Annotated in this window: 21 protein-coding genes; 2 read left to right on the top strand and 19 right to left on the bottom strand. The window is 71.1% G+C overall.

Annotated elements, in window-relative coordinates:
• From ACI6QG_RS06340 to ACI6QG_RS06430, 19 genes are all read right to left on the bottom strand, one after another.
• On the bottom strand, window positions 1-451 hold a 451-nt coding region (locus ACI6QG_RS06340), incomplete at its 3' end, for a hypothetical protein (protein ID WP_407023735.1).
• A 34-nt stretch (window positions 452-485) separates the two neighbouring features.
• Entirely contained in the window at window positions 486-773 is a 288-nt protein-coding gene (locus ACI6QG_RS06345; RefSeq protein ID WP_407023736.1) for a hypothetical protein, read from the bottom strand.
• Complete coding sequence (locus ACI6QG_RS06350) at window positions 770-970, bottom strand: hypothetical protein (protein WP_407023737.1); 201 nt, start codon at window positions 968-970, stop codon at window positions 770-772. The genes ACI6QG_RS06345 and ACI6QG_RS06350 overlap by 4 nt, the downstream gene beginning before the upstream one ends.
• 145 nt (window positions 971-1,115) lie before the next feature.
• Window positions 1,116-1,925 carry a DUF3489 domain-containing protein gene (locus ACI6QG_RS06355; protein ID WP_407023738.1) on the bottom strand — a complete coding sequence of 270 codons (810 nt, stop codon included), beginning with the start codon at window positions 1,923-1,925 and terminating at the stop codon, window positions 1,116-1,118.
• A 109-nt stretch (window positions 1,926-2,034) separates the two neighbouring features.
• Window positions 2,035-2,454, bottom strand: coding sequence for a hypothetical protein (locus tag ACI6QG_RS06360; protein ID WP_407023739.1), 420 nt, complete (start codon window positions 2,452-2,454; stop codon window positions 2,035-2,037).
• A 49-nt stretch (window positions 2,455-2,503) separates the two neighbouring features.
• The gene (locus ACI6QG_RS06365; protein WP_407023740.1) at window positions 2,504-3,757 is read right to left on the bottom strand and encodes a site-specific DNA-methyltransferase; all 1,254 of its coding nucleotides are present in this window, start codon (window positions 3,755-3,757) and stop codon (window positions 2,504-2,506) included.
• The gene (locus ACI6QG_RS06370; RefSeq protein WP_407023741.1) at window positions 3,747-5,234 is read right to left on the bottom strand and encodes a site-specific DNA-methyltransferase; all 1,488 of its coding nucleotides are present in this window, start codon (window positions 5,232-5,234) and stop codon (window positions 3,747-3,749) included. Before ACI6QG_RS06370 ends, ACI6QG_RS06365 begins: the two co-directional genes overlap by 11 nt.
• A gap of 429 nt (window positions 5,235-5,663) precedes the next feature.
• Complete coding sequence (locus tag ACI6QG_RS06375) at window positions 5,664-6,218, bottom strand: hypothetical protein (protein WP_407023742.1); 555 nt, start codon at window positions 6,216-6,218, stop codon at window positions 5,664-5,666.
• Window positions 6,208-6,438 carry a hypothetical protein gene (locus ACI6QG_RS06380; RefSeq protein ID WP_407023743.1) on the bottom strand — a complete coding sequence of 77 codons (231 nt, stop codon included), beginning with the start codon at window positions 6,436-6,438 and terminating at the stop codon, window positions 6,208-6,210. The genes ACI6QG_RS06375 and ACI6QG_RS06380 overlap by 11 nt, the downstream gene beginning before the upstream one ends.
• On the bottom strand, window positions 6,435-6,914 hold the full coding sequence (locus tag ACI6QG_RS06385; RefSeq protein ID WP_491630719.1) for a crossover junction endodeoxyribonuclease RuvC: 480 nt from the start codon (window positions 6,912-6,914) through the stop codon (window positions 6,435-6,437). Before ACI6QG_RS06385 ends, ACI6QG_RS06380 begins: the two co-directional genes overlap by 4 nt.
• 490 nt (window positions 6,915-7,404) lie before the next feature.
• A complete protein-coding gene (locus tag ACI6QG_RS06390) occupies window positions 7,405-9,726 on the bottom strand; it encodes an AAA family ATPase (RefSeq protein WP_407023745.1) in 2,322 nt (773 codons plus the stop codon).
• Window positions 9,678-10,445: a hypothetical protein gene (locus ACI6QG_RS06395; protein ID WP_407023746.1), complete on the bottom strand. Its 768-nt coding sequence runs from the start codon at window positions 10,443-10,445 to the stop codon at window positions 9,678-9,680. The genes ACI6QG_RS06390 and ACI6QG_RS06395 overlap by 49 nt, the downstream gene beginning before the upstream one ends.
• Window positions 10,445-10,654 carry a DUF6511 domain-containing protein gene (locus ACI6QG_RS06400; protein WP_407023747.1) on the bottom strand — a complete coding sequence of 70 codons (210 nt, stop codon included), beginning with the start codon at window positions 10,652-10,654 and terminating at the stop codon, window positions 10,445-10,447. The genes ACI6QG_RS06395 and ACI6QG_RS06400 overlap by 1 nt, the downstream gene beginning before the upstream one ends.
• Before the next feature lie 165 nt (window positions 10,655-10,819).
• Window positions 10,820-12,496 (bottom strand): DEAD/DEAH box helicase, encoded by a 1,677-nt coding sequence (locus ACI6QG_RS06405; protein ID WP_407023748.1) that lies wholly within the window; start codon window positions 12,494-12,496, stop codon window positions 10,820-10,822.
• 17 nt (window positions 12,497-12,513) lie between these two features.
• Window positions 12,514-13,137 carry a hypothetical protein gene (locus tag ACI6QG_RS06410; protein ID WP_407023749.1) on the bottom strand — a complete coding sequence of 208 codons (624 nt, stop codon included), beginning with the start codon at window positions 13,135-13,137 and terminating at the stop codon, window positions 12,514-12,516.
• 12 nt (window positions 13,138-13,149) lie between these two features.
• Entirely contained in the window at window positions 13,150-14,019 is an 870-nt protein-coding gene (locus tag ACI6QG_RS06415) for an ATP-binding protein (protein ID WP_407023750.1), read from the bottom strand.
• The gene (locus ACI6QG_RS06420; RefSeq protein WP_407023751.1) at window positions 14,019-14,561 is read right to left on the bottom strand and encodes a hypothetical protein; all 543 of its coding nucleotides are present in this window, start codon (window positions 14,559-14,561) and stop codon (window positions 14,019-14,021) included. Before ACI6QG_RS06420 ends, ACI6QG_RS06415 begins: the two co-directional genes overlap by 1 nt.
• The gene (locus tag ACI6QG_RS06425; protein WP_407023752.1) at window positions 14,561-14,923 is read right to left on the bottom strand and encodes a hypothetical protein; all 363 of its coding nucleotides are present in this window, start codon (window positions 14,921-14,923) and stop codon (window positions 14,561-14,563) included. The genes ACI6QG_RS06420 and ACI6QG_RS06425 overlap by 1 nt, the downstream gene beginning before the upstream one ends.
• Window positions 14,924-14,956: 33 nt before the next feature.
• Complete coding sequence (locus tag ACI6QG_RS06430) at window positions 14,957-15,547, bottom strand: sigma factor (RefSeq protein WP_407023753.1); 591 nt, start codon at window positions 15,545-15,547, stop codon at window positions 14,957-14,959.
• 277 nt (window positions 15,548-15,824) lie between these two features.
• Between ACI6QG_RS06430 and ACI6QG_RS06435 the strand changes: the two genes are divergently transcribed.
• Together ACI6QG_RS06435 and ACI6QG_RS06440 are read left to right on the top strand one after the other, a co-directional pair.
• A complete protein-coding gene (locus tag ACI6QG_RS06435) occupies window positions 15,825-16,562 on the top strand; it encodes an ImmA/IrrE family metallo-endopeptidase (protein ID WP_407023754.1) in 738 nt (245 codons plus the stop codon).
• Window positions 16,559-16,840, top strand: coding sequence for a helix-turn-helix domain-containing protein (locus ACI6QG_RS06440; RefSeq protein ID WP_407023755.1), 282 nt, complete (start codon window positions 16,559-16,561; stop codon window positions 16,838-16,840). The genes ACI6QG_RS06435 and ACI6QG_RS06440 overlap by 4 nt, the downstream gene beginning before the upstream one ends.
• Window positions 16,841-16,850: the final 10 nt, after the last annotated feature.

The raw sequence follows: 16,850 nt of genomic DNA on the forward strand, positions 1-16,850 counted from the left end.
TATGGCTCTGCAAAATGGTCTGCAGCAAATGCGGGTCCACGCTGATCTCGGCAGCGATCAGCCCTGACACGCGCGCCGGCCAGTTCAACAGGGCGTCGCGCATGGTGCTGCCGATCTCGTCGAGCGCCGCATTGGCCTCGGTAACGTCGAGCAGTCGGCGCTTAGTCTCATCCAGCGCGAGGCGCTGCGCCTCCACCTTGAGGGCGAGCTGCGCAACCTTGAGCCGCGCGAAGGGCGTGCCGTCCCCGGCGTTGCCCGCACTGCCGCCGCCCACCAACGGGGACCGGACCGGATCGGCGGTCTCGACCAGCCGGCGACGGGTCTTGTCGATGTCCCACTGGCCATCCGGCTCGCGGGCGATACGGCTGGTCTGCTCGGCCTTGCGCAGCGCCGTCTCGGTGATGCCGATGCGGCGGGCGGCCTCGCGCGTGGATGGGGTCAGTTCGGGCACGGCGGCATCTCTCCCGCCGCGCGCGGGGTGTGGGTCAGGCAGCGCGCCGCGCGCGCTGGCGAGCTTGCTCGAAGGCAGCGACGGCCGCCGGCCAGTCCAGCGTCGCGGTGGCGCCAAGGGTCTGCACGGGCGCGAGCGTCACGCGCCCGCGGCCCCAGTAGTCCCCATCCAGCGTGGCGATCCAGCCCGCGAGGCCCTGCCGCGCCAAGCCGCCGCTCGCCGTGGCGATCTCCTCGGCAGCGGGCGCTGCCGCCCGCCCCAGCGTCACGTGTCGGCCATCCTGGGCCAGCACGATCCAGTGGCGTTCCCCGCGGACGCTCATCGCGCCCGCTCCGCGAGGCGGATCTGCGCCAGCAGCTCGCCAAGCCGGCGGCGCCAGGTGCCCGCGCCCTCGATGCAGTAGGCAGGGCCGTAGCTCCCGCTGCCGCCCTGCCGCGCGCTGCGCAGCCAGTGTGCGTGGCTCAGTCGGGCGTGGTCGGCGAGGCCCTTGAGCTGCGTGATGGTGTCCGTCTGCTGCATCGTCCGTCTCCGTGCTGCGCGGCGGGTTGCCTGCGCGTGACGGACGCTTCGCGCTGTGGTTCGGCGCAGCCAACTCGAGAAAGCGCCGCGGATGCTGATGATCCGCGGCGCTGGTGATGATGTGCAGGGCTGTGGCTGCGCCGCGTCAGTCGGCGATGCGGTAGATGCTGTAGCTCCCGCGCGCGCCCTCCTTGTTCGGTCCGACCTGGCGGATGCGCTCCAGCACCTGGACCTCGATGCCCTGGCGCCTCTTGAGGCCCGCAAAAAACCCGCGGACCGTGTGCTGCTGCCAGCCGGTCGCCTCGCTGATCTGCGCGATGGTGGCGCCCTCCGGCCGGCGCAGCAGGGCGAGCACCGTCTCCTGCTTGGTCCCCTCGCGCGCCTTCCGCGGCGCCGCCGGGTCGCGCGGCGTGCGTGCGGGCATGCTGGCGAGGGCGGTGCGCAGCTGCTCGACCGCCTGGCTGATCGGGTTGTCGGTCGCGTCCTGCGCGGGGCTCGCATCCCAGGCGGCCAGCACCGCCGCGGCGGCGTCGCGCAGGCCGGCGCGCGGGGCGCGCGTGGGCGCCGCCTGGGGCGCGGTGGTGTCGCCATCCGCCTGCGCGGCGTCCTCCCCGCCCTTGGTCGCCGTGGGCGCGTCCTGCGCCGCTTCCTCCCGGTGGTGCTGCGTCGCGTCGTCCGCCGCCGTGCTGTCGTTCTCGTTCGGGTCGATCCCGATGGCGCGCAGCCCCTCGTCCGTGATGCGCGCCACGATCCAGGTGCCGTCCTCGTCCTGGCGCCAGCCGAGCCCGACATGCTCGCGCGGCGCGTTGATCTCGGTGAGCAGGCTGGCCTTGATCATGCTGCGGAACACCGCGTTGCGGGCGGCGGCAGGGAGCGACTTCGGCGCGCGGGCCAGGCCCATCTCGTGCTGCGCGGCGGCGGTGAGGATCACGCGCTGGGTGTCGGAAAGCTTCATCGTCGGGGTCTCCGGTTCGGCACCCGATCAGCCGGGTGCTACCACCCCGAGCCCCGCGGGACGTCCCGGCGGGGCGGTGGTGGCGCCGCGTCGCGGCGGGCGGGGCGCGTCAGTCCTCGCGCGCGGCGTCGGCGGCGATGCCCTCGCTGATCACAAAGCCCGTCAGGTAGGGCAGCCCCGCGGGGATGCCGGTCTCGCGGCTGGTGCGGCGCCCGATGCGCCAGCCCATCCAGGTGGCGGTGGCGCGCGCGATGGCGTCCGGCAGGGTGGTGCCGGCGTGGAGGTGGTTGCTGACCTCGTCCGCGAAGTGGCGGCCGTGGCGGCTGTCGAGGAAGGCGCGCACCGAGTCCGGATCCGTGCCCGTCGCGTCGTGGATGGTGGTGAAGGCGATCGGCCAGGCGGCCGCGGCGCGCTCGCCCATGGTGCCCCAGAAGCCCCAGGCCTCGTTCTCGGTGGGAAGGATCGTGGGGTTGGTCATCGTCGTCTCCGTCGTGGTGCCGGGGGCCATCCCCTGCGCGTGACGGACCATTCGCGCTGTGGTGCGCGGGAGCCAAGCGAGTTGCAGCGTTATCTCATTGCTATGATTGGGAGTTCTCGATCATCAATCGCGCGGCGGCGACGTCCGTGAAGCTGCGCTCCTCCCCGCAGAGGATGGCACTCTCGCCGGTCGCCTCCTGCCAGCGCCTTACGATGACATCGGCATAGGCGGGATCGAGCTCGAGCAGCACCGCGCGCCGCCCCGTTCGTTCTGCCGCGATCATCGTGGTCCCTGATCCGCCGAAGGGATCCAGGATGGTGTCGCGCGGCTTGCTGCTGTTGCGGATCGCACGCTCGACCAGCGCGACGGGCTTCATCGTCGGGTGCAGGTCGTTCCTGGCCGGCTTGTCGAAGTGCCAGACGTTCCCCTGGTCGCGGGCGCCGCACCAGTAGTGCTGCGCGCCGGCCTTCCAGCCGTAGAGCATCGCCTCGAACTGCTGGTGGTAGTCGGCGCGACCGAGCGCGAAGGTGTTCTTGGCCCAGATGATCGTGCTGGACCACTTGCCCCCGGCCTCCTGCCAGGCGCGGTGCAGCGTCGGCCACTCGGAGGACGACATGCAGACGTAGCAGGCGCCCTTCGTGACCGAGAGCAGGTTCGCCAGCGCGGGACGGAGGAAGTCGAGGAAGCCCTCGCCCAGCGCATCGTTGGCGATGGTCATCTTGGCCGCGGTGCCGCCCTGGTAGGCGACGTTGTAGGGCGGGTCCGTGAAGGCCATGTCTGCGAGGCAATCGGTGCCGAGGGCGCGCTGCACGTCGGCGAGCTTCGTGGCGTCGCCGCAGAGGAGGCGATGGTCGCCGCAGCGCCAGAGCTCGCCGGCGCGCGTGACGGGCACCGCCGGAGGCTCGGGCGCATCGTCGGCATCGTCTCCGACGCCGACATCCGCGGCCGCCAGCAGCCGGTCGAGCTCCATGCCCGAGAAGCCGAGGACGTCGAGGTCCACCACCGCCTCGTCACGGATGCGGGCGATCTCGGCCGCCAGTAGCGCCTCGTCCCAGCCGGAGTTCAGCGCGATCTGGTTGTCGGCCAGCCGCAGCGCCCGGGCCTGCGCCTCGGTGAGGTGCGCGAGACGGATGGCTGGCACCGCCGCCATCCCTAGGCGCTTCGCGGCCATGACGCGGCCATGGCCCGCCACCAGCACACCGGCGGCGTCCACCAGCACCGGGTTTACGAAGCCGAACTCGGCGATGGAGGCGGCGATCTGCGCCACCTGGTCGGGCGAGTGCGTGCGGGCGTTCTCGGCGTAGGGGATGAGCGAGGCCAGCGGGACGGTGGCGACGGCGATGTCAGGCTGCATCGGCGGCCGCCTCCCCGGCGCGCGCAGCGGCCACAGCGTCGTAGTCAGGGCCGATGCCGTGCCCACCACCGTCCAGGATCACCGGCAGCTCGGGATGCAGCATCCGCCAGCGGGCGATCGCCAAGTCGACATAGGCCGGCGCCAACTCGATCGCGCGCACGCGGCGCCCGGTCCGCTGGCCGGCGATGATGGAGGTACCGGCGCCGGCGAAGGGCTCGAACACGATGTCGCCTTCGTCGGCATAGGCGCGCATCAGGAATTCGGGCAGCGCCACCGGGAACACTGCGGGGTGCTCCGTCTCGATGCCGCGCGCCTTGTGCCGGGTGATGCGCAGCACGCTGTCCGGGATCCGGGTCTCCTGCACGCCCTGGCCAGCATGCTGCCATTCGCCAACGGTGCCGTCCTTGGCGCGCAGTCCGCCCTTCTCGGAATTCACGTGCCCCGCCCAACGGCAGGGGATGATCTTGTTCGGGCGGCGAGCCTCGCGATTGAAGTGGAAGAGCAACTCGAAGGCAGGCGACAGCCGCCCGTTCCAGTCGCCGGGCAGGCCAGGGCCCTGGTCCCAGGCGTATAGGCCGAAGCGGCGCCAGCCCTGCGCGCGCATCCAGTCGAGCCAGCCCGACCAATAGGGCTGCCACTCATTGTCGCGATGGATCAGCCCCAGGTTTACCAGCACCTGCGCGTCAGGGGCGAGCGCCGTGTCCAGGTGTGCGAACACGCCCTGCATCAGAGCGTCCCAATCGGAGACGCCGCCGGTGGTGTAGTCGCGCTGGTTGCTGTAGGGCGGGCTGGTGAAGAGCAGCGCCGCGCGGTCGGGCCCCATCACGCGGGCGATGGTGGCCGCGTTGGTGCTGTCCCCGCAGGCGAGGCGGTGCTCGCCCAGCAGCCAGATGTCGCCGGCCCGCGCCACAGCCTGGCGCGGCGGGTCCGGCTCGGCGTCGGCAGGGTCATCCTCCGCCGCTGCCGCGTCCGTCTCCGCCGCGCCATCCTCGCCACCCTGAACCGCGGGCGCCGACAGAGCCTCGGGCGCGTCGCCGTCGGACACGGCATCTCCAGCCGCCGCGAGGATGTCGTCGAGCTCCGCGGCCGAGAAGCCGAGCGCGCCGAGGTCGATCTCTTGCGCCGCCTGCGACGCGGCCAGCGCATCGCGCAGCAACGCCTGATCCCAGGTCGCGTTCTCTGCGATGCGGTTGTCAGCGAGCCGAAGCGCCTCCTTCTGCGCCGCCGACAGATGCCGCAGCACGATGGTCGGCACCTTCTCGATGCCGAGCGCGACCGCCGCCTCGAGCCGCCCATGACCGGCGATCAGCACGCCGGCCTCGTCCACCAGCAGCGGGTTGGTGAAGCCGAAGGCCAGCATGCTGGCCTTGATCTGCTCGATCTGCGCCGCACCATGCACGCGCGCGTTGCCGGGATGCGCACGCAGCTCCGCCACCGGGCGCAGCACAATCTTCGCTGCCATCCAGGGGAGCGTCATGGGGCCATCCGAGGTTGGGTGTGGGGGCCACGCGCGGGGCGTGGCGATGGTTCGCAGTTACGGCGCTGAAATCACACGGAAAGGGTGCGAACCATGCGAACCATGGCTGCGAACCGAGTGCGAACCATGACGGCCATGGTTCGCACTCAAGCGATTGAAATCACGGGCGAAGGGTGCGAACCGCGAACCTGTTTTCCGGTCTGGCGCTAGCGATGTTGCGCGCTTCCGCCCCCCGCATACGCCGGGCCCGGGAAGGACCCTGCGGCTCGCGAGCCACTGTCTCGAAGGAGCCGCAGCGTGGCTGGTGAGCCGCGCCGCCGTCGCACCTTCTCTACGTGCCCCGAGATTAGCCTGATCGATTTCGGCGCCGCCACCGGGTGAATTGTAACAGAGCGATCGGCGCATCGCGGGCAGCGCCAACCAACACCGTCACGCCGCTGCGCTGCGTGGCGTCAGGCCGAAATGCATGGACAGCATCCCCAAGGTGCCGACCAGGACGCCCTGGCCAACCGGGCCATGCATGGTCCGACCAGCCCAGCCCTGGCGCATCGCCCATTCGCGGACCGAGAACTCCAGCCCGATGACGAACCAGGCGCAGGAGCCGCCAGGGCTGTCGTGCCCGCCGAGCGCATCCAGCGCCGCCGCCACACGGCGCCGGGCGTCGATCTGCATCGTCGACAGCGTGTCCACCCGTGCGCCAGGGATGCGCATGAGCTGCGAGGTGGACATCCCATCGAAGCAGGCGGCGCGGAACATCCCCCGGAAGATCTCCCCCGCCTCGTGCATCTGCGGCGTGATGGTGCCGTGGGCCAGCATCATGCCGAGGCTGTCCACCGCGCGTCGGTGCTGGGTCGGTGTTCCCGTCTCCGGGTCGGTGGCCCGGATCGGACCTTCGAAGGGGCCATGCTGCAGCCGCCACTTGGAGGGCTTGGCCAGGTTCTCGCGCTGGACCACAGCGCGCTTGGTTTTGCGCTTACCGGCCATGCTGGTTCTCCCCCTGTCGCCGCCCCCAGCGGCGGTTGGCCTCGTTGGTGACGGCCTGGCGCAGCCAGGGGTCGGTGATGTCGTCGACCGGCAGGGCGGCGACGCCATGGCGGTGCCAGGCGGCGGCGCGCAGTGCGGTGACCTCGCCGTCGGTGGTGGGACTGCGGGTGCCGCGGTCCAGCGAGCAACGCGGCGGCAGGGGTGCACCGGGCAACGTCATGCGCGGCCTCCCTGTGCGTCGGTGAGCCAGAGCAGGATGGCGATGGCGTCGGCCTCGTTATCGTCGGCCGGCTGAAAGCCACGGGCCTGGATGGCGGCGATCATGGCCGCCTTGTCGGCATTGCCGCGGCCGGTGGCGTGGCGCTTGATGGTGGCCACGGGCACGCCCTGATAGGCGATGCCGCGTTCCTCGCACCAGGCGGAGAGGTGCGCCAGGAAGCCCCCGTAGAGGTGGGCGGCGTCGGTGCCAGCATGGGCGCGGACTTCCTCGAAGGCGATGCTCGACAGGCCGCCGGTGAGACTGGCCATCTCGGTCAGCCATCCGCGGAAGCGCAGATACCGCATCCCGCCGCCCTCGAAGCGCGACGGACGAAAGGCGATGGTGCCGGAGGTGATGCCGCCGTCCTGGCTGCGCAGCGCCCAGCCCGTGGTGGTGCCGAGATCGAGGGCGAGGACGGCGAGATGCCGCAGGGCCACGGGCAAGGGGACAGCGATGGGCGGGCCGCTTGCGTGGGCGGCGGTCATGGGGAGAGTCGCGAGAGCCATGGTGTCTCCAAGGGGGAGGATCGTGGTGAGGGCGGCGACGGCGTGGTTCTTGGCGGAGCTCGCCGTCGCTGCCCGGCTTGCGGGGATGGTGCCCATCGGGGCGGTGCCCGAGCCCGAACCCGACCGCTCCGGGTGTGGTGTGCGCGCGCCGCTGCGGCGCGCACGCACACCCCCCGTAGGGGGGTGGCATTTTGCGGAACTTGCGGAACTTGCCTAACCAATTGATCTGATTGGATGTTTTGAAGTTCTGCAAGGCAGTTCCGCAAAGACCGTTTGCGGAACTTGCGGAACTTGGCGAACCCATTGGAATGCTTGGCCAAATCAAGTTCCGCAGGGAAGTTCCGCAGGGCTGCGGAACTTGCGGAACTGCCAAGTTCCGCACCAAGTTCCGCACGGTGCGGGGGCGATCCGATCGGGCCGATCATGTCTCTGCCTCCGGGTCGTTGAGCACCCAGACCTCGGGATTCTCGACCGGCAGGACGGCGCTGTTGGTGTCGGACTGGAAGTGGCTGGGCAGCAGGCGGACCAGCGTCGGCGTGATCTCGCCGGTCTCGGGATCCACGGTCTCCTCGCCCGTCGCAAAGAGCATGTCCTGCACCAGCAGATAGCCCTTGGTGGATTTGCTGGGGGCGATTCCGTGCTCGGGCGCGGCGCGCAGGAACTTGATGTAGCCCTTGTTGGCGAGGACGTTGATGCGGCGCGCGATGGTGTCGTCGCCGCCCAGGCCGTGGGTGTTTTCGAACTGCGCCGCGAAGGCGCCGCCCGTGAAGACCCGCCCCTCGCGCGCCTCGCTGGCGATGATCTGCAGAATCACGTCGTGGCGACGGCTGCGCTCGGCATCCAGGCGGGCGCCGACGTCCCGGCGCACGATGCGCTCGCCCTTGCGGTCGAGCTCGACCCAGGCGCCGCCGCGCTTGTCGACGAGGAGGGGATTGAGGCCGGGCCCGTTGCGCAGTTCGACATGCAGCTCGCGCTCGGTCTGCTCCTCGTCGGGCCGGAAGAGAATCATGCCGGAGGTGTAGAAGCCGCGCAGCGCGCTGGCGCCGGAGAGCGACAGGAAGGGATCGTCCTTCACCTGCTGCTTGCTGAGTTTTTTCGTGTGGTGCGCGAGGATGATGCCCGCCTCGGGGGCGACCTCGTCGCGCAGCGCCTCGACGCGGCTCTGCAGGAAGAACAGCATCGCCGCGTTGTCGTTCTCGCCTTCGCCGCCCGGGCCGCCATCGAAGAGGTTGCGGATCGGGTCGATGCAGATCACGTCCGGCGGCGCGTCGGGAAAGGCCTGGCGAACGGCGGCCGACACGAGCGGCACGCCGCGCTCGTCGAGCAGCATGCGCAGCTTGGGTGTAACGACGAGGGTGTCGCGCGCGCGGGCAACGACGGCGCGGTCGAGGCGCAGCTGCTGCAGGCGCTCGCGGAGGTAGTGGTACTGGATCTCGGCCTGCAGGTAGAACACGCGCAGCGGCCGCGGCGCAGTGAAGCGCAGGAAGGGCGCGCCGGCGGCGGCGTGCACGAGCAGGCTGATGAGGAAGTCGGATTTGCCGACCTTCGGCGCGCCGCCCAACACGAGCATGCCCCCGGGCGTGAGCAGGCGGGGCCCGATGAGGTCGTCGGGCATGGGCGAGGTGTCGTCGAGCAGCGCGCCGAGGGTGTGTGCCGGCACGGCCGGCGGCGGTGCGGTGTCGGCGCGTAGGAGCGGCGGGCCGTGGCGCTCGACGTGCAGCGCCCAGAGGGCGTCAGCCTCGACCTTGAGGCGGTCCAGCGGCCAGGCGGGGCGCAGGCAGGCGGCGTTATAGCCGCAGATCGCCTCCCAGCCCTGGTCAGGGGTGAGGCGGCCCTCGTGCACTTGGCGGATAAAGTGGCCGATGGCGGCGCTGGCCCCCTGGAAGCGCGTCCAGCTGTCCTGGGCGCCCTCGCGAACCGGGGTGGTGAGGATGGTGTCCAGGCCGGGCCTGTCGCCCTGCGCCGGCGTGGTCGCGCGCTCCTGCCCTGGCAGGAAGGGCATGGCGGCGACCGCCTCGGCGAACTCCCGCAGGTCCACCTCGCGCCGGGGGTCGTGCTGGCGGATGGTGACGACACGCTCCACGCCGCCCTTGCGGTAGATGGTGCCGGGCACGCGGATGGGCTGGTGGGCAGAGCGGAAATGTGGGTCGCCACCGACCTTGTCCGCGATGTCACCGCGCAGCGCGCAAAGGCGCTGGAGGTCCTGGCCCTCGGCTGGTTCCGTCAGGCGCCACCAGGCATGCAGCTTGGCCTGCCCCTCGGCGGTGCGGCCGCCGCTCTCCACCAGCAACGTGGGTGGACCGAGGTGGCGTGTGAGGTGGGCGAGCTTGGCCTCGACATCGCCGGTATCAAGATCGACGACCGCGGCCTGCATCTGCTGGACATGCTCGGCGCGGGCTTGGCCGTGCTCGGCAACGGTGCCGGGGATGACATAGACCGCGCTGCCCTCGCGGGCGGCCCAGGCGGCGTAGGTGGCCAGGAGCTCGCCCGCAGTGGCGTCGGCGGGGATCCAGATGTTGTGCGGGCGGGTGTCGATACCCTGGCCCTGGTCCACAAAGCCGCGGACCGGGATCAGCCCGTCGCAATAGCAGACCACCACATCCAGGAAGGTGGCGATGGCGCCCGCGTCGATGGCGGCCGGCGCATCCGCCTCGCCGGGCAGGCTGGCAGCGCCGTTGAAGTCGCCCCATGCCGTCACGCAGGCAGCGCCCAGCAGCGCTTGGCCCAGGGGCAGAAGCGGCACTCGAAATGGTCGGCCTGGGTGGCAACGCGGGGCAGCAATTCGCCGGCATCCGTCGCGGCCAGGATGCGCACCGCCCGGTCCGACATGCGCTGCGCCAGCTCGGCGTTGAACGGCACCAGCTCGTGGTGCAGCTCCGCCGTGTCCTTGTTGATGGCGGTGAACAGCGCCGGGTTGTCCGCCACGCCCGGGACGCTGGCGTCCATGTAGGCCTGGTAGACCGCGATCTGCGCGGCATAGATCGGCTTGGCCGCGGCGACGCCCTTGCTGGACGTCTCGCGCCAGGCCTTGGCGTTCATGGTCTTGCATTCCCACAGGGCGGGGAACGCCATGCCGGGGATCGCGGGCCCGCCGGCGAAGACGCCGTCCACATGGCCGCGGATGCGACCGCCGGCGACCGAGAAGCCGAACTGCTCGCCATGCTCGCCACCGCCACGGCGGGTGTAGAGATCGAAGCCGGCGCCTCGCAGCCAGGCGACGGCGATGTCCTCCAGCGCGTGGCCGATCCCAAAGATGCGGAGCAGCCGGCCGTCGAAGTCGGCGCCTTCGTCCTTCTGCGCTCTCACGAACTCGAACTGCAGCGCCCGCTCGCAGGCATGGCCGAGGCGGGAGCCGCCCAGGTAGCTGCGCGGCGGTGTCGCCTGATTGGCCGTGACCAGCGCCGCGTCGATGGCGGCATTCACATGCGTTGAGGTCTGGCTGCGGCTGTTGAAGTCGAGCATCAGAAGGGCACCTCCGCCGCAGCGTCCTGACGGGCGATCGTCTGCATTGCCTCTTGGAAGCCGCCGACGGCGACCTCGATCAGCGTCAGCACCTGCGCCTCGCTCAGCTCCTGGAAGCGGGTGCCCCAGCCGATCTCCGCAATCGTCTCCGCGACGCGGCGCATGGCCGCGCGCATCGCGGCCTTTTCCTGCTCGGTGAGGTCAACCATGGCGGACGACCTCCCCGCCAAGCGCGACCAGAAGCCCTGGCAGGCGATGCAGCAGAAGGAGACCGAGGGCCGCGGCTTCTTCCGCGGCGCCGGGTCGAACCAGCCAAAGCCACGCGCCGGGCGGGAGCAGACGGCGCAGGGCGGTTCCGGGGAGCGGGCCATCGATCATGCGGCCTGCCCCAGCGCCGCTGGCTGGGCGCTGCGCACGAGATGCTGGATGGCTTGGCGATTGAACTTGAAGGTGAGCAGCGCCGATGCCTGGTAGCGCGTCATGCCAAGATCGGCCCTTGCGGCGGGGGGCAGATGGATCAGCTGGCGCTCGGTCGGCGGCTCGCGCAGCCAGCGCCGGCTCTTGTGGGCGCTCTCGTCCGTCTCGTAGGTGTTCAGCCAATCATCCGCCGCGGCCAGCGCCACCAGCCTCTCGCCAATCGACAGCAGGCGGGGCCGCTCCTCCTTCGCCCCGCCGACCGCGTGCCAGGCTCCGTTCAAGAAGAAGATGCCCGCCCAGCCGTTGAACCCGTTGGCCAGCAGCGCAGCGTCGTCGCCGAACAGGTCGCACCACTGGAAAGCGGAGCGCCGCAGCAGGTCGATCTCCGTCATCACGAAGTCAGTGAGCGGCGCAGCGTCGCGGCCGCGGGGCTCGAAGGCGTGGCCGCAGATGGGGCACTCCATCACCGCGATCGGCACCTCCGCCTCGCAGGAGGGGCAGGTCTTGGTTGGCGGCTCGCCCTCGCCGGGCTGGCTGTCGAGATCCACGTCCTGCTCCAGGCAGCCATGGATCTGCGAGGAGGTGCCGAAGTCCAGCACGATGCAGTCGCGCTTGACGATGCCGGGATGCTCGGTGGGATCCACGGTGCGCAGTCCGCGCCCGACCATCTGGATCATGGTGCATTTGAAGGAGGAGGGGCGAAGGAGGATGACGCAGGAGGTGGGCGGGTGGTCCCAGCCCTCGGTCAGCACGGCCACGTTGACCACGATCCGGGCCTCGCCGCGGGCGTAGGCGGCCAGGACCGCGCGGCGCTCGCCCTCCGGCATGTCGCCGGTGACCACCACCGCCGGGACCCCTGCGCCGTTGAAGGCGGCCGCCACGTGCTCGGCATGGGCGACGGTGGAGCAGAAGGCCACGGTCTGCCGGTCGCCGGCGTGCTCCCGCCAATGGCGCACCACGGCATCGGTGACGGGCACGGTGTCCATGACGCGGGCGACTTCGCCCATGTCGAAGTCGTCACCGCTCCGGCGCACCGCGCGCAGCTCATCCTGCACACCGACATCGATGATGAAGGTGCGGGGCGGCACCAAATGGCCGGAGGCAATCAGCTCGCCGAGCCGGATCTGGTCGGCGACGTTGGAGAAAACCTGGCGCAGCCCGACCTTGTCGCCGCGGTTTGGCGTGGCGGTGACGCCGTAGATCTGGCAGCGGGGGTTGCGCTGCAGGGCGCGGTCGATGATCCGGCGGTAGCTGTCCGCGACGGCGTGATGCGCCTCGTCGATCACCAGCAGGTCCAGCGCCGGCATGGCGTCCAAGTTCGCCGGGCGGGTCAGGGTCGGCACCATGGCGAAGGTGACCTGGCCGGCCCAGGATTTCTGGCCGGCATCCACGACCGAGGTGGCGATGCCGGGCGCCACACGGTGGAACTTTGCCTGGTTCTGCGCCGTCAGCTCGTCACGATGTGCGAGCACCGCGGCCTTGGCCTGGGTAGTGCCGATGCTGCTCCCCGCCGCTGCCGACAGCATGATGGTCTTGCCGGCGCCGGTGGGGGCGACGGCCAGCGTGTTGCCGTAGGTGCCGAGCGCACGAAGGCTGCGCTCCACAAAAAGCTTCTGGCGAGGGCGGAGCAGCATGCCGGTGCGGCCCTCCCTCAGCGCGCCCAGGCGGGGCGCGGGTCGCTGCCGGCGGCCGGCGGGGCCGCGGGAAAGGCACCCTGCGGAATAGGGGCGGCGGGCTGGGCGGGCGGCGCATAGGCCGGCGGCGCATGGCCCGTCCGCCCCGTGCCCATGACCTGGGCGTAGTCGCGGTGGTCGGGCGTCACCGCCATCCGAATTTCGTTCTTCTCCTCGCCATTGGCGTCGGTGCCGATGTCGAGCTTGGCCGCGAACTCCAGCCCATCGAGGTCCGCGAAGCCCGTGATGCGCCGCGCGGCCTGGGCCTGGGGCGAGACGTCCTTGTCGGACAGCCCGCGCGCCGAGTTCAGCATGCCCCTCACGAAGGACCGGCCCATGTTCCCCCAGTCCGGCCCCTTGGGGCTGTGCAGGCCGATCAGCGTGAAGACCTTGCGCCGCGCGTAGGGGCCTTCCAGCACGGTGAACTCGCCATTCAGGTAGACGGCGCCGGTGCTGCCGCGCGTGGCATAGCCGCCGGTCCAGCCCTGGGCGGGGTCGTCGAAGCCGCCGGGGCGGATGGTCAGCCGGACCTTGGCGACCGTGCCCTTGGGGATGAGGTTCGGGTTCTGGCGGGTGTCGTTGTAGTCGTTCCAGGAAGCCATGGGGCGTCTCCGTCAGGCGTTGGGCGTGGAGGAAGAGGCAGCGGCGGGGGCGGCCGCATCTGGTGCCGGCAGCGCAGGTGCTGCCGGGCGTGGGCCGCGAATCTTGTCGAACAGCCGGCCGAGATGCGGCGGCTCCAGCAGGTCCAGCCGGCCGCTGCGGTCCTTGGCTGGGTAGCCCCAGGGGTTCAGCGTGTGGCAGACCAGCGCGCGGTGCTGCGTGCCGTCATCCGCCTTGATCGCGGCCAGCGTCAGGACCTCGTCCACGATGCCGGGCAGCTCGAGGCCGGTCTTGCTGCCGTCGATCTGCGGCGCGAAGACCTTGCGGTTGAAGTCGTCGGTGCGCTCGTCGAGGATCCCCACGAAGACGATGTTCTTGGAGCGCGTGTGCTGGAGGTGGGTGAGCCAGCCGATCATCTCGCGCCCGTGCAGGCCGTAGGCGCCGCGCAGGTCAGGCTTGCCGGTCTTGTCGGAGAAGGCCTCGGGCTGGCCGCGGCACCACCCAAAGCACAGCCGCCCGGCCACCGTGATGCTGTCGATGAAGACCGTGTCGTATCGGTCGAGCTGCGCGGGATCGCCGAACTGCGCGCAGACCGCGGCGTGGTGCGCGGCGGAATAGGGCTGGTCATCGCGCAGCGCCGGGTTCGGCCCGCCGATGAAGGCAGCGAAGTCGCGGCACTCCGGCCAGGTGCGCGGGCGCAGCGTGTCGCCGCCCCAGCCCTCCACGGCGAGATCGCCCGCCTCGAGGTCCATGAACAGCGTGGTGCTGGCCAGCAGCGTGGTGGCGAGCGTGGTCTTGCCGATCCCGCTCGCCCCGAAGATCGCCGCCTTGATCATGCGGCGCTCGGCCATGCGCTCGTCGGCGCTGATGATGCGCAACGCCATCAGCGGGTCCCTCCGATGGCGGGCCGGATGCCAGCGCCGTGGTTGGCGTCGCGCTGTGCGATCTCGGAGAGGATGGAGAGGCGGTAGCTGGGCCGGCCGGTGCGCACGGTGCGGGCCGGCTCGAAGGCCTGGCGGATGCGCTCGGGCCAGGCGGTGTAGGCGCGCTCGCTGACCTTGAAGGTGAGCTCGACGTATTCGCCTGGGTCCTCGCCGCCGGCCCGGATCTGCTCGACCAGCGCAGAGAGACGCCGCTGGTCCCACTCCACCCGCTTGGGCAGTTCGACGGCGACCTCCACGCTCCCGTCCTGGAAGCGCACGATGCCGGTGTCCTTGCCGGCAGCACCGCGCGCGGCGATGGCGCGCTGCTCGTAGCGCAACGCGATGGCGGCGTTCAGCCAGTCATGCAGGTGGCGCGCGGCCGCGAGCGCCTCGGCGCTGTCAGTTTGAAGCAGGGCGAGGTGCTCGGCGGGGAGCGCGATGAGGTCACCCACCGGCATGTGGCGCAGCGCGTCGAGCGTGGGGCGGTTGGAGAGCGCGTTCATCAGGCTGCCTCCGCCAGGATCTGCGGCAGCAGGGACGCGACCACGCGCCGGGGACGGCGGCGGGCGATCAGGAGGTACTCGAAGTCCTCCTCGCCGCGGCGGCGCTGCACGAGATGCGCGAGGCCCTGCTCGCAGAGCGTCCAGGCGCGGCCGGCGAGGCGGGCCAGGGCCAGACGCTCAGCCGGCTCCAGCAGGCCGAGCTGCGGGCAGAGGGACCGGGCCAGCGTGCCGCGGAAGTAGGTGATGGCGTCGCCGGGGGCGGCGGCGCCGAGCCAGCGGCAGAGCGCGGCCTCGGTGAGGGGCGGAGCGGGGCTCCAGGGGGGCGACGCCGCGGCGGGCGTCCGGGATGCGATGTTGCTCATACCAGGTCCTACGGAGGGGGAAGGCGATCCGTCTCACGCCGCCGCGGCGATGCCGGCGGCGAGCAGGCGCAGGCGCATCTCGGCGATGCGGCGATAGGCGGTGGCGCGGGAGGCGCCCGCAGCTGCGATCGCGATGGCGGGTGCAGCGGCAGAGAGAGCGGCACAGAGCGGACGGTCGCGCGGTGAGATGATGGAGGCCGCACGGTCGAGGTCGAGACGACGCTCCAGGGCGGCGACCGCGTCACTGGGCTGGCCCCACCAGGCGCCCAGCCCGGCGGCCTCGGGCAGCACCTCGGCCAGCGTCAGCGTCTCGTCACCGCAGGCCCCGCCATCGCTGCCCACCACCTCATCGAAGCCAGTGAGGTGCTGGCGGCGCCGGTCGCGCTGCGCCTGTTGGACGAGGCGATACCCGCGATGCCGAAAGCAGACGGTCGCGAAGGCTTCCAGGCTGCCGCGCTCGGGCTCGAAGGCGCCGAGCCGCGCCAGCAGGTCGAGCACCATCTCCTGCTCGATATCCTCGCGGTCATGCCCCGGCAGGCGGGCCAGGCGGAGGGTGCGGAGCGACTCGCGGCGCAGGATGGGGCGCAGCCGGTGGAGGTCGGCGAGGGTGAGGCTGGCTGGCATGGCGGCTCCGGGATCGGTGTGACCCCTGGATGCAAGCAAATGCCGTCGCGGAGGGTGGAGGCGGAAAGGGGCGGAATGGGGCGCAATTGCTCGGGGGCATTTCTGCCCCATGGTCGAAGCTGGATTTGCGGGCGATTTTCCTCTGAGTCTGCTCGGAAGCCCGCTCTGATTTCCGCCCCGACCGTTGCGGAGGCGTGGCTGTGGATTGCGGGGAGAAGGTAACAGGAGACGAACATATGCATTGACGAAAAGGTCAATGCTCCGGCACCTTCATCGCATGCCCATCGTCGTCAGCTACCCGCACTCCGCCGGCACCGCCGCCCCGCATCCCCTGTCAAGGGAGGCGCTGTGGGGTGTCGCCGCGCAGGTGCGGCGGCAGTTGCGCGCGCCTGATGAACCCCTGGCCTTGGACATGGGCCGGCTCGTCGGACGCTCGGCCGAGACGCTTGTGAATGGCCGCCCGGTCCGGGTCGCGTGGGAGCTGGCGCAGCCCGTCCATGACGATGCCGGCCTCTCCGTGCTGGGCGTCTGCGAGACGGATCCCGAGATGCCCGGCACCGCGCTGGTGTCGGTCAACGGGCCGATGGTGGCGGGCCGGCCGGAACTCGCGCTCAGCACCGCCGCGCATGAGTTAGGGCATGTGCTGTTCGACGTGCCCTCGGCGCTGGGAGAGGCCGGCCGGCGGTTCCGGGCTGTGACCGCGCTGCCCGAGGCGCTGCTGGACCGGCACGCGGTGCTGTCCGAGCGGCGGGCCAACGAGTTCATGGGCGCGCTGCTGGTGCCGCCGGTGCCGCTGCATCTGCAGATGCTCGCGCACGCCCGTGATGAGGGGCTGCGCACCGTCCATGCGGCGCATCACGGCCGGCAGGGATCGCGCGTGCTGGCGCGGGGCAATCCGCGCGAAGCGGTGGAGGGTGTGGTGGCAGCACTCGCCGGCGATTTCGGTGTGTCGGAGGGCTTCATCCGGGTGCGGCTGGAGCGCTACCGGCTGGTGCAGGGAGGGCTGGTCTCGTGAGCTTTGGCTCGGTGGTGCGCGAGAAGCGCCAGGCGCTGGCGATCAGCCTGAACGACTTCTCTGAGCGGCTCGGCGTGTCGCCGGCCTATTGGTCGCGCATCGAGCGCGACCAGGAGAAGCCGCCGCGCGATGACCTCATCGAGAAGGCGGCGGCCATCCTCGGTGTGCGGCTGGATGATCTGTTCGTGGAGGCCGAGCGGCTGCCGCCCGATATGCGCAAGGACATGGCGAAGGTGGTGCAGGCCTATCGGCGGCTACGGGCCGTCGGACGGGGATAGCGATGGCCCC

Origin of the sequence: Sabulicella flocculans (genome assembly GCF_045449635.1) — a bacterium.
Classification (GTDB): Bacteria; Pseudomonadota; Alphaproteobacteria; order Acetobacterales; family Acetobacteraceae; genus Roseococcus.

Coding starts and splice junctions, on each gene's coding strand:
- ACI6QG_RS06420 (WP_407023751.1), bottom strand. CDS start 14,561: ATGAACGCGCTCTCCAACCGCCCCACGCTCGACGCGCTGCGCCACATG.
- ACI6QG_RS06415 (WP_407023750.1), bottom strand. CDS start 14,019: ATGGCGTTGCGCATCATCAGCGCCGACGAGCGCATGGCCGAGCGCCGC.
- ACI6QG_RS06435 (WP_407023754.1), top strand. CDS start 15,825: ATGCCCATCGTCGTCAGCTACCCGCACTCCGCCGGCACCGCCGCCCCG.
- ACI6QG_RS06410 (WP_407023749.1), bottom strand. CDS start 13,137: ATGGCTTCCTGGAACGACTACAACGACACCCGCCAGAACCCGAACCTC.
- ACI6QG_RS06350 (WP_407023737.1), bottom strand. CDS start 970: ATGCAGCAGACGGACACCATCACGCAGCTCAAGGGCCTCGCCGACCAC.
- ACI6QG_RS06375 (WP_407023742.1), bottom strand. CDS start 6,218: ATGGCCGGTAAGCGCAAAACCAAGCGCGCTGTGGTCCAGCGCGAGAAC.
- ACI6QG_RS06425 (WP_407023752.1), bottom strand. CDS start 14,923: ATGAGCAACATCGCATCCCGGACGCCCGCCGCGGCGTCGCCCCCCTGG.
- ACI6QG_RS06395 (WP_407023746.1), bottom strand. CDS start 10,445: ATGCTCGACTTCAACAGCCGCAGCCAGACCTCAACGCATGTGAATGCC.
- ACI6QG_RS06360 (WP_407023739.1), bottom strand. CDS start 2,454: ATGGTCCGTCACGCGCAGGGGATGGCCCCCGGCACCACGACGGAGACG.
- ACI6QG_RS06400 (WP_407023747.1), bottom strand. CDS start 10,654: ATGGTTGACCTCACCGAGCAGGAAAAGGCCGCGATGCGCGCGGCCATG.
- ACI6QG_RS06365 (WP_407023740.1), bottom strand. CDS start 3,757: ATGCAGCCTGACATCGCCGTCGCCACCGTCCCGCTGGCCTCGCTCATC.
- ACI6QG_RS06380 (WP_407023743.1), bottom strand. CDS start 6,438: ATGACGTTGCCCGGTGCACCCCTGCCGCCGCGTTGCTCGCTGGACCGC.
- ACI6QG_RS06370 (WP_407023741.1), bottom strand. CDS start 5,234: ATGACGCTCCCCTGGATGGCAGCGAAGATTGTGCTGCGCCCGGTGGCG.
- ACI6QG_RS06405 (WP_407023748.1), bottom strand. CDS start 12,496: ATGCTGCTCCGCCCTCGCCAGAAGCTTTTTGTGGAGCGCAGCCTTCGT.
- ACI6QG_RS06430 (WP_407023753.1), bottom strand. CDS start 15,547: ATGCCAGCCAGCCTCACCCTCGCCGACCTCCACCGGCTGCGCCCCATC.
- ACI6QG_RS06355 (WP_407023738.1), bottom strand. CDS start 1,925: ATGAAGCTTTCCGACACCCAGCGCGTGATCCTCACCGCCGCCGCGCAG.
- ACI6QG_RS06345 (WP_407023736.1), bottom strand. CDS start 773: ATGAGCGTCCGCGGGGAACGCCACTGGATCGTGCTGGCCCAGGATGGC.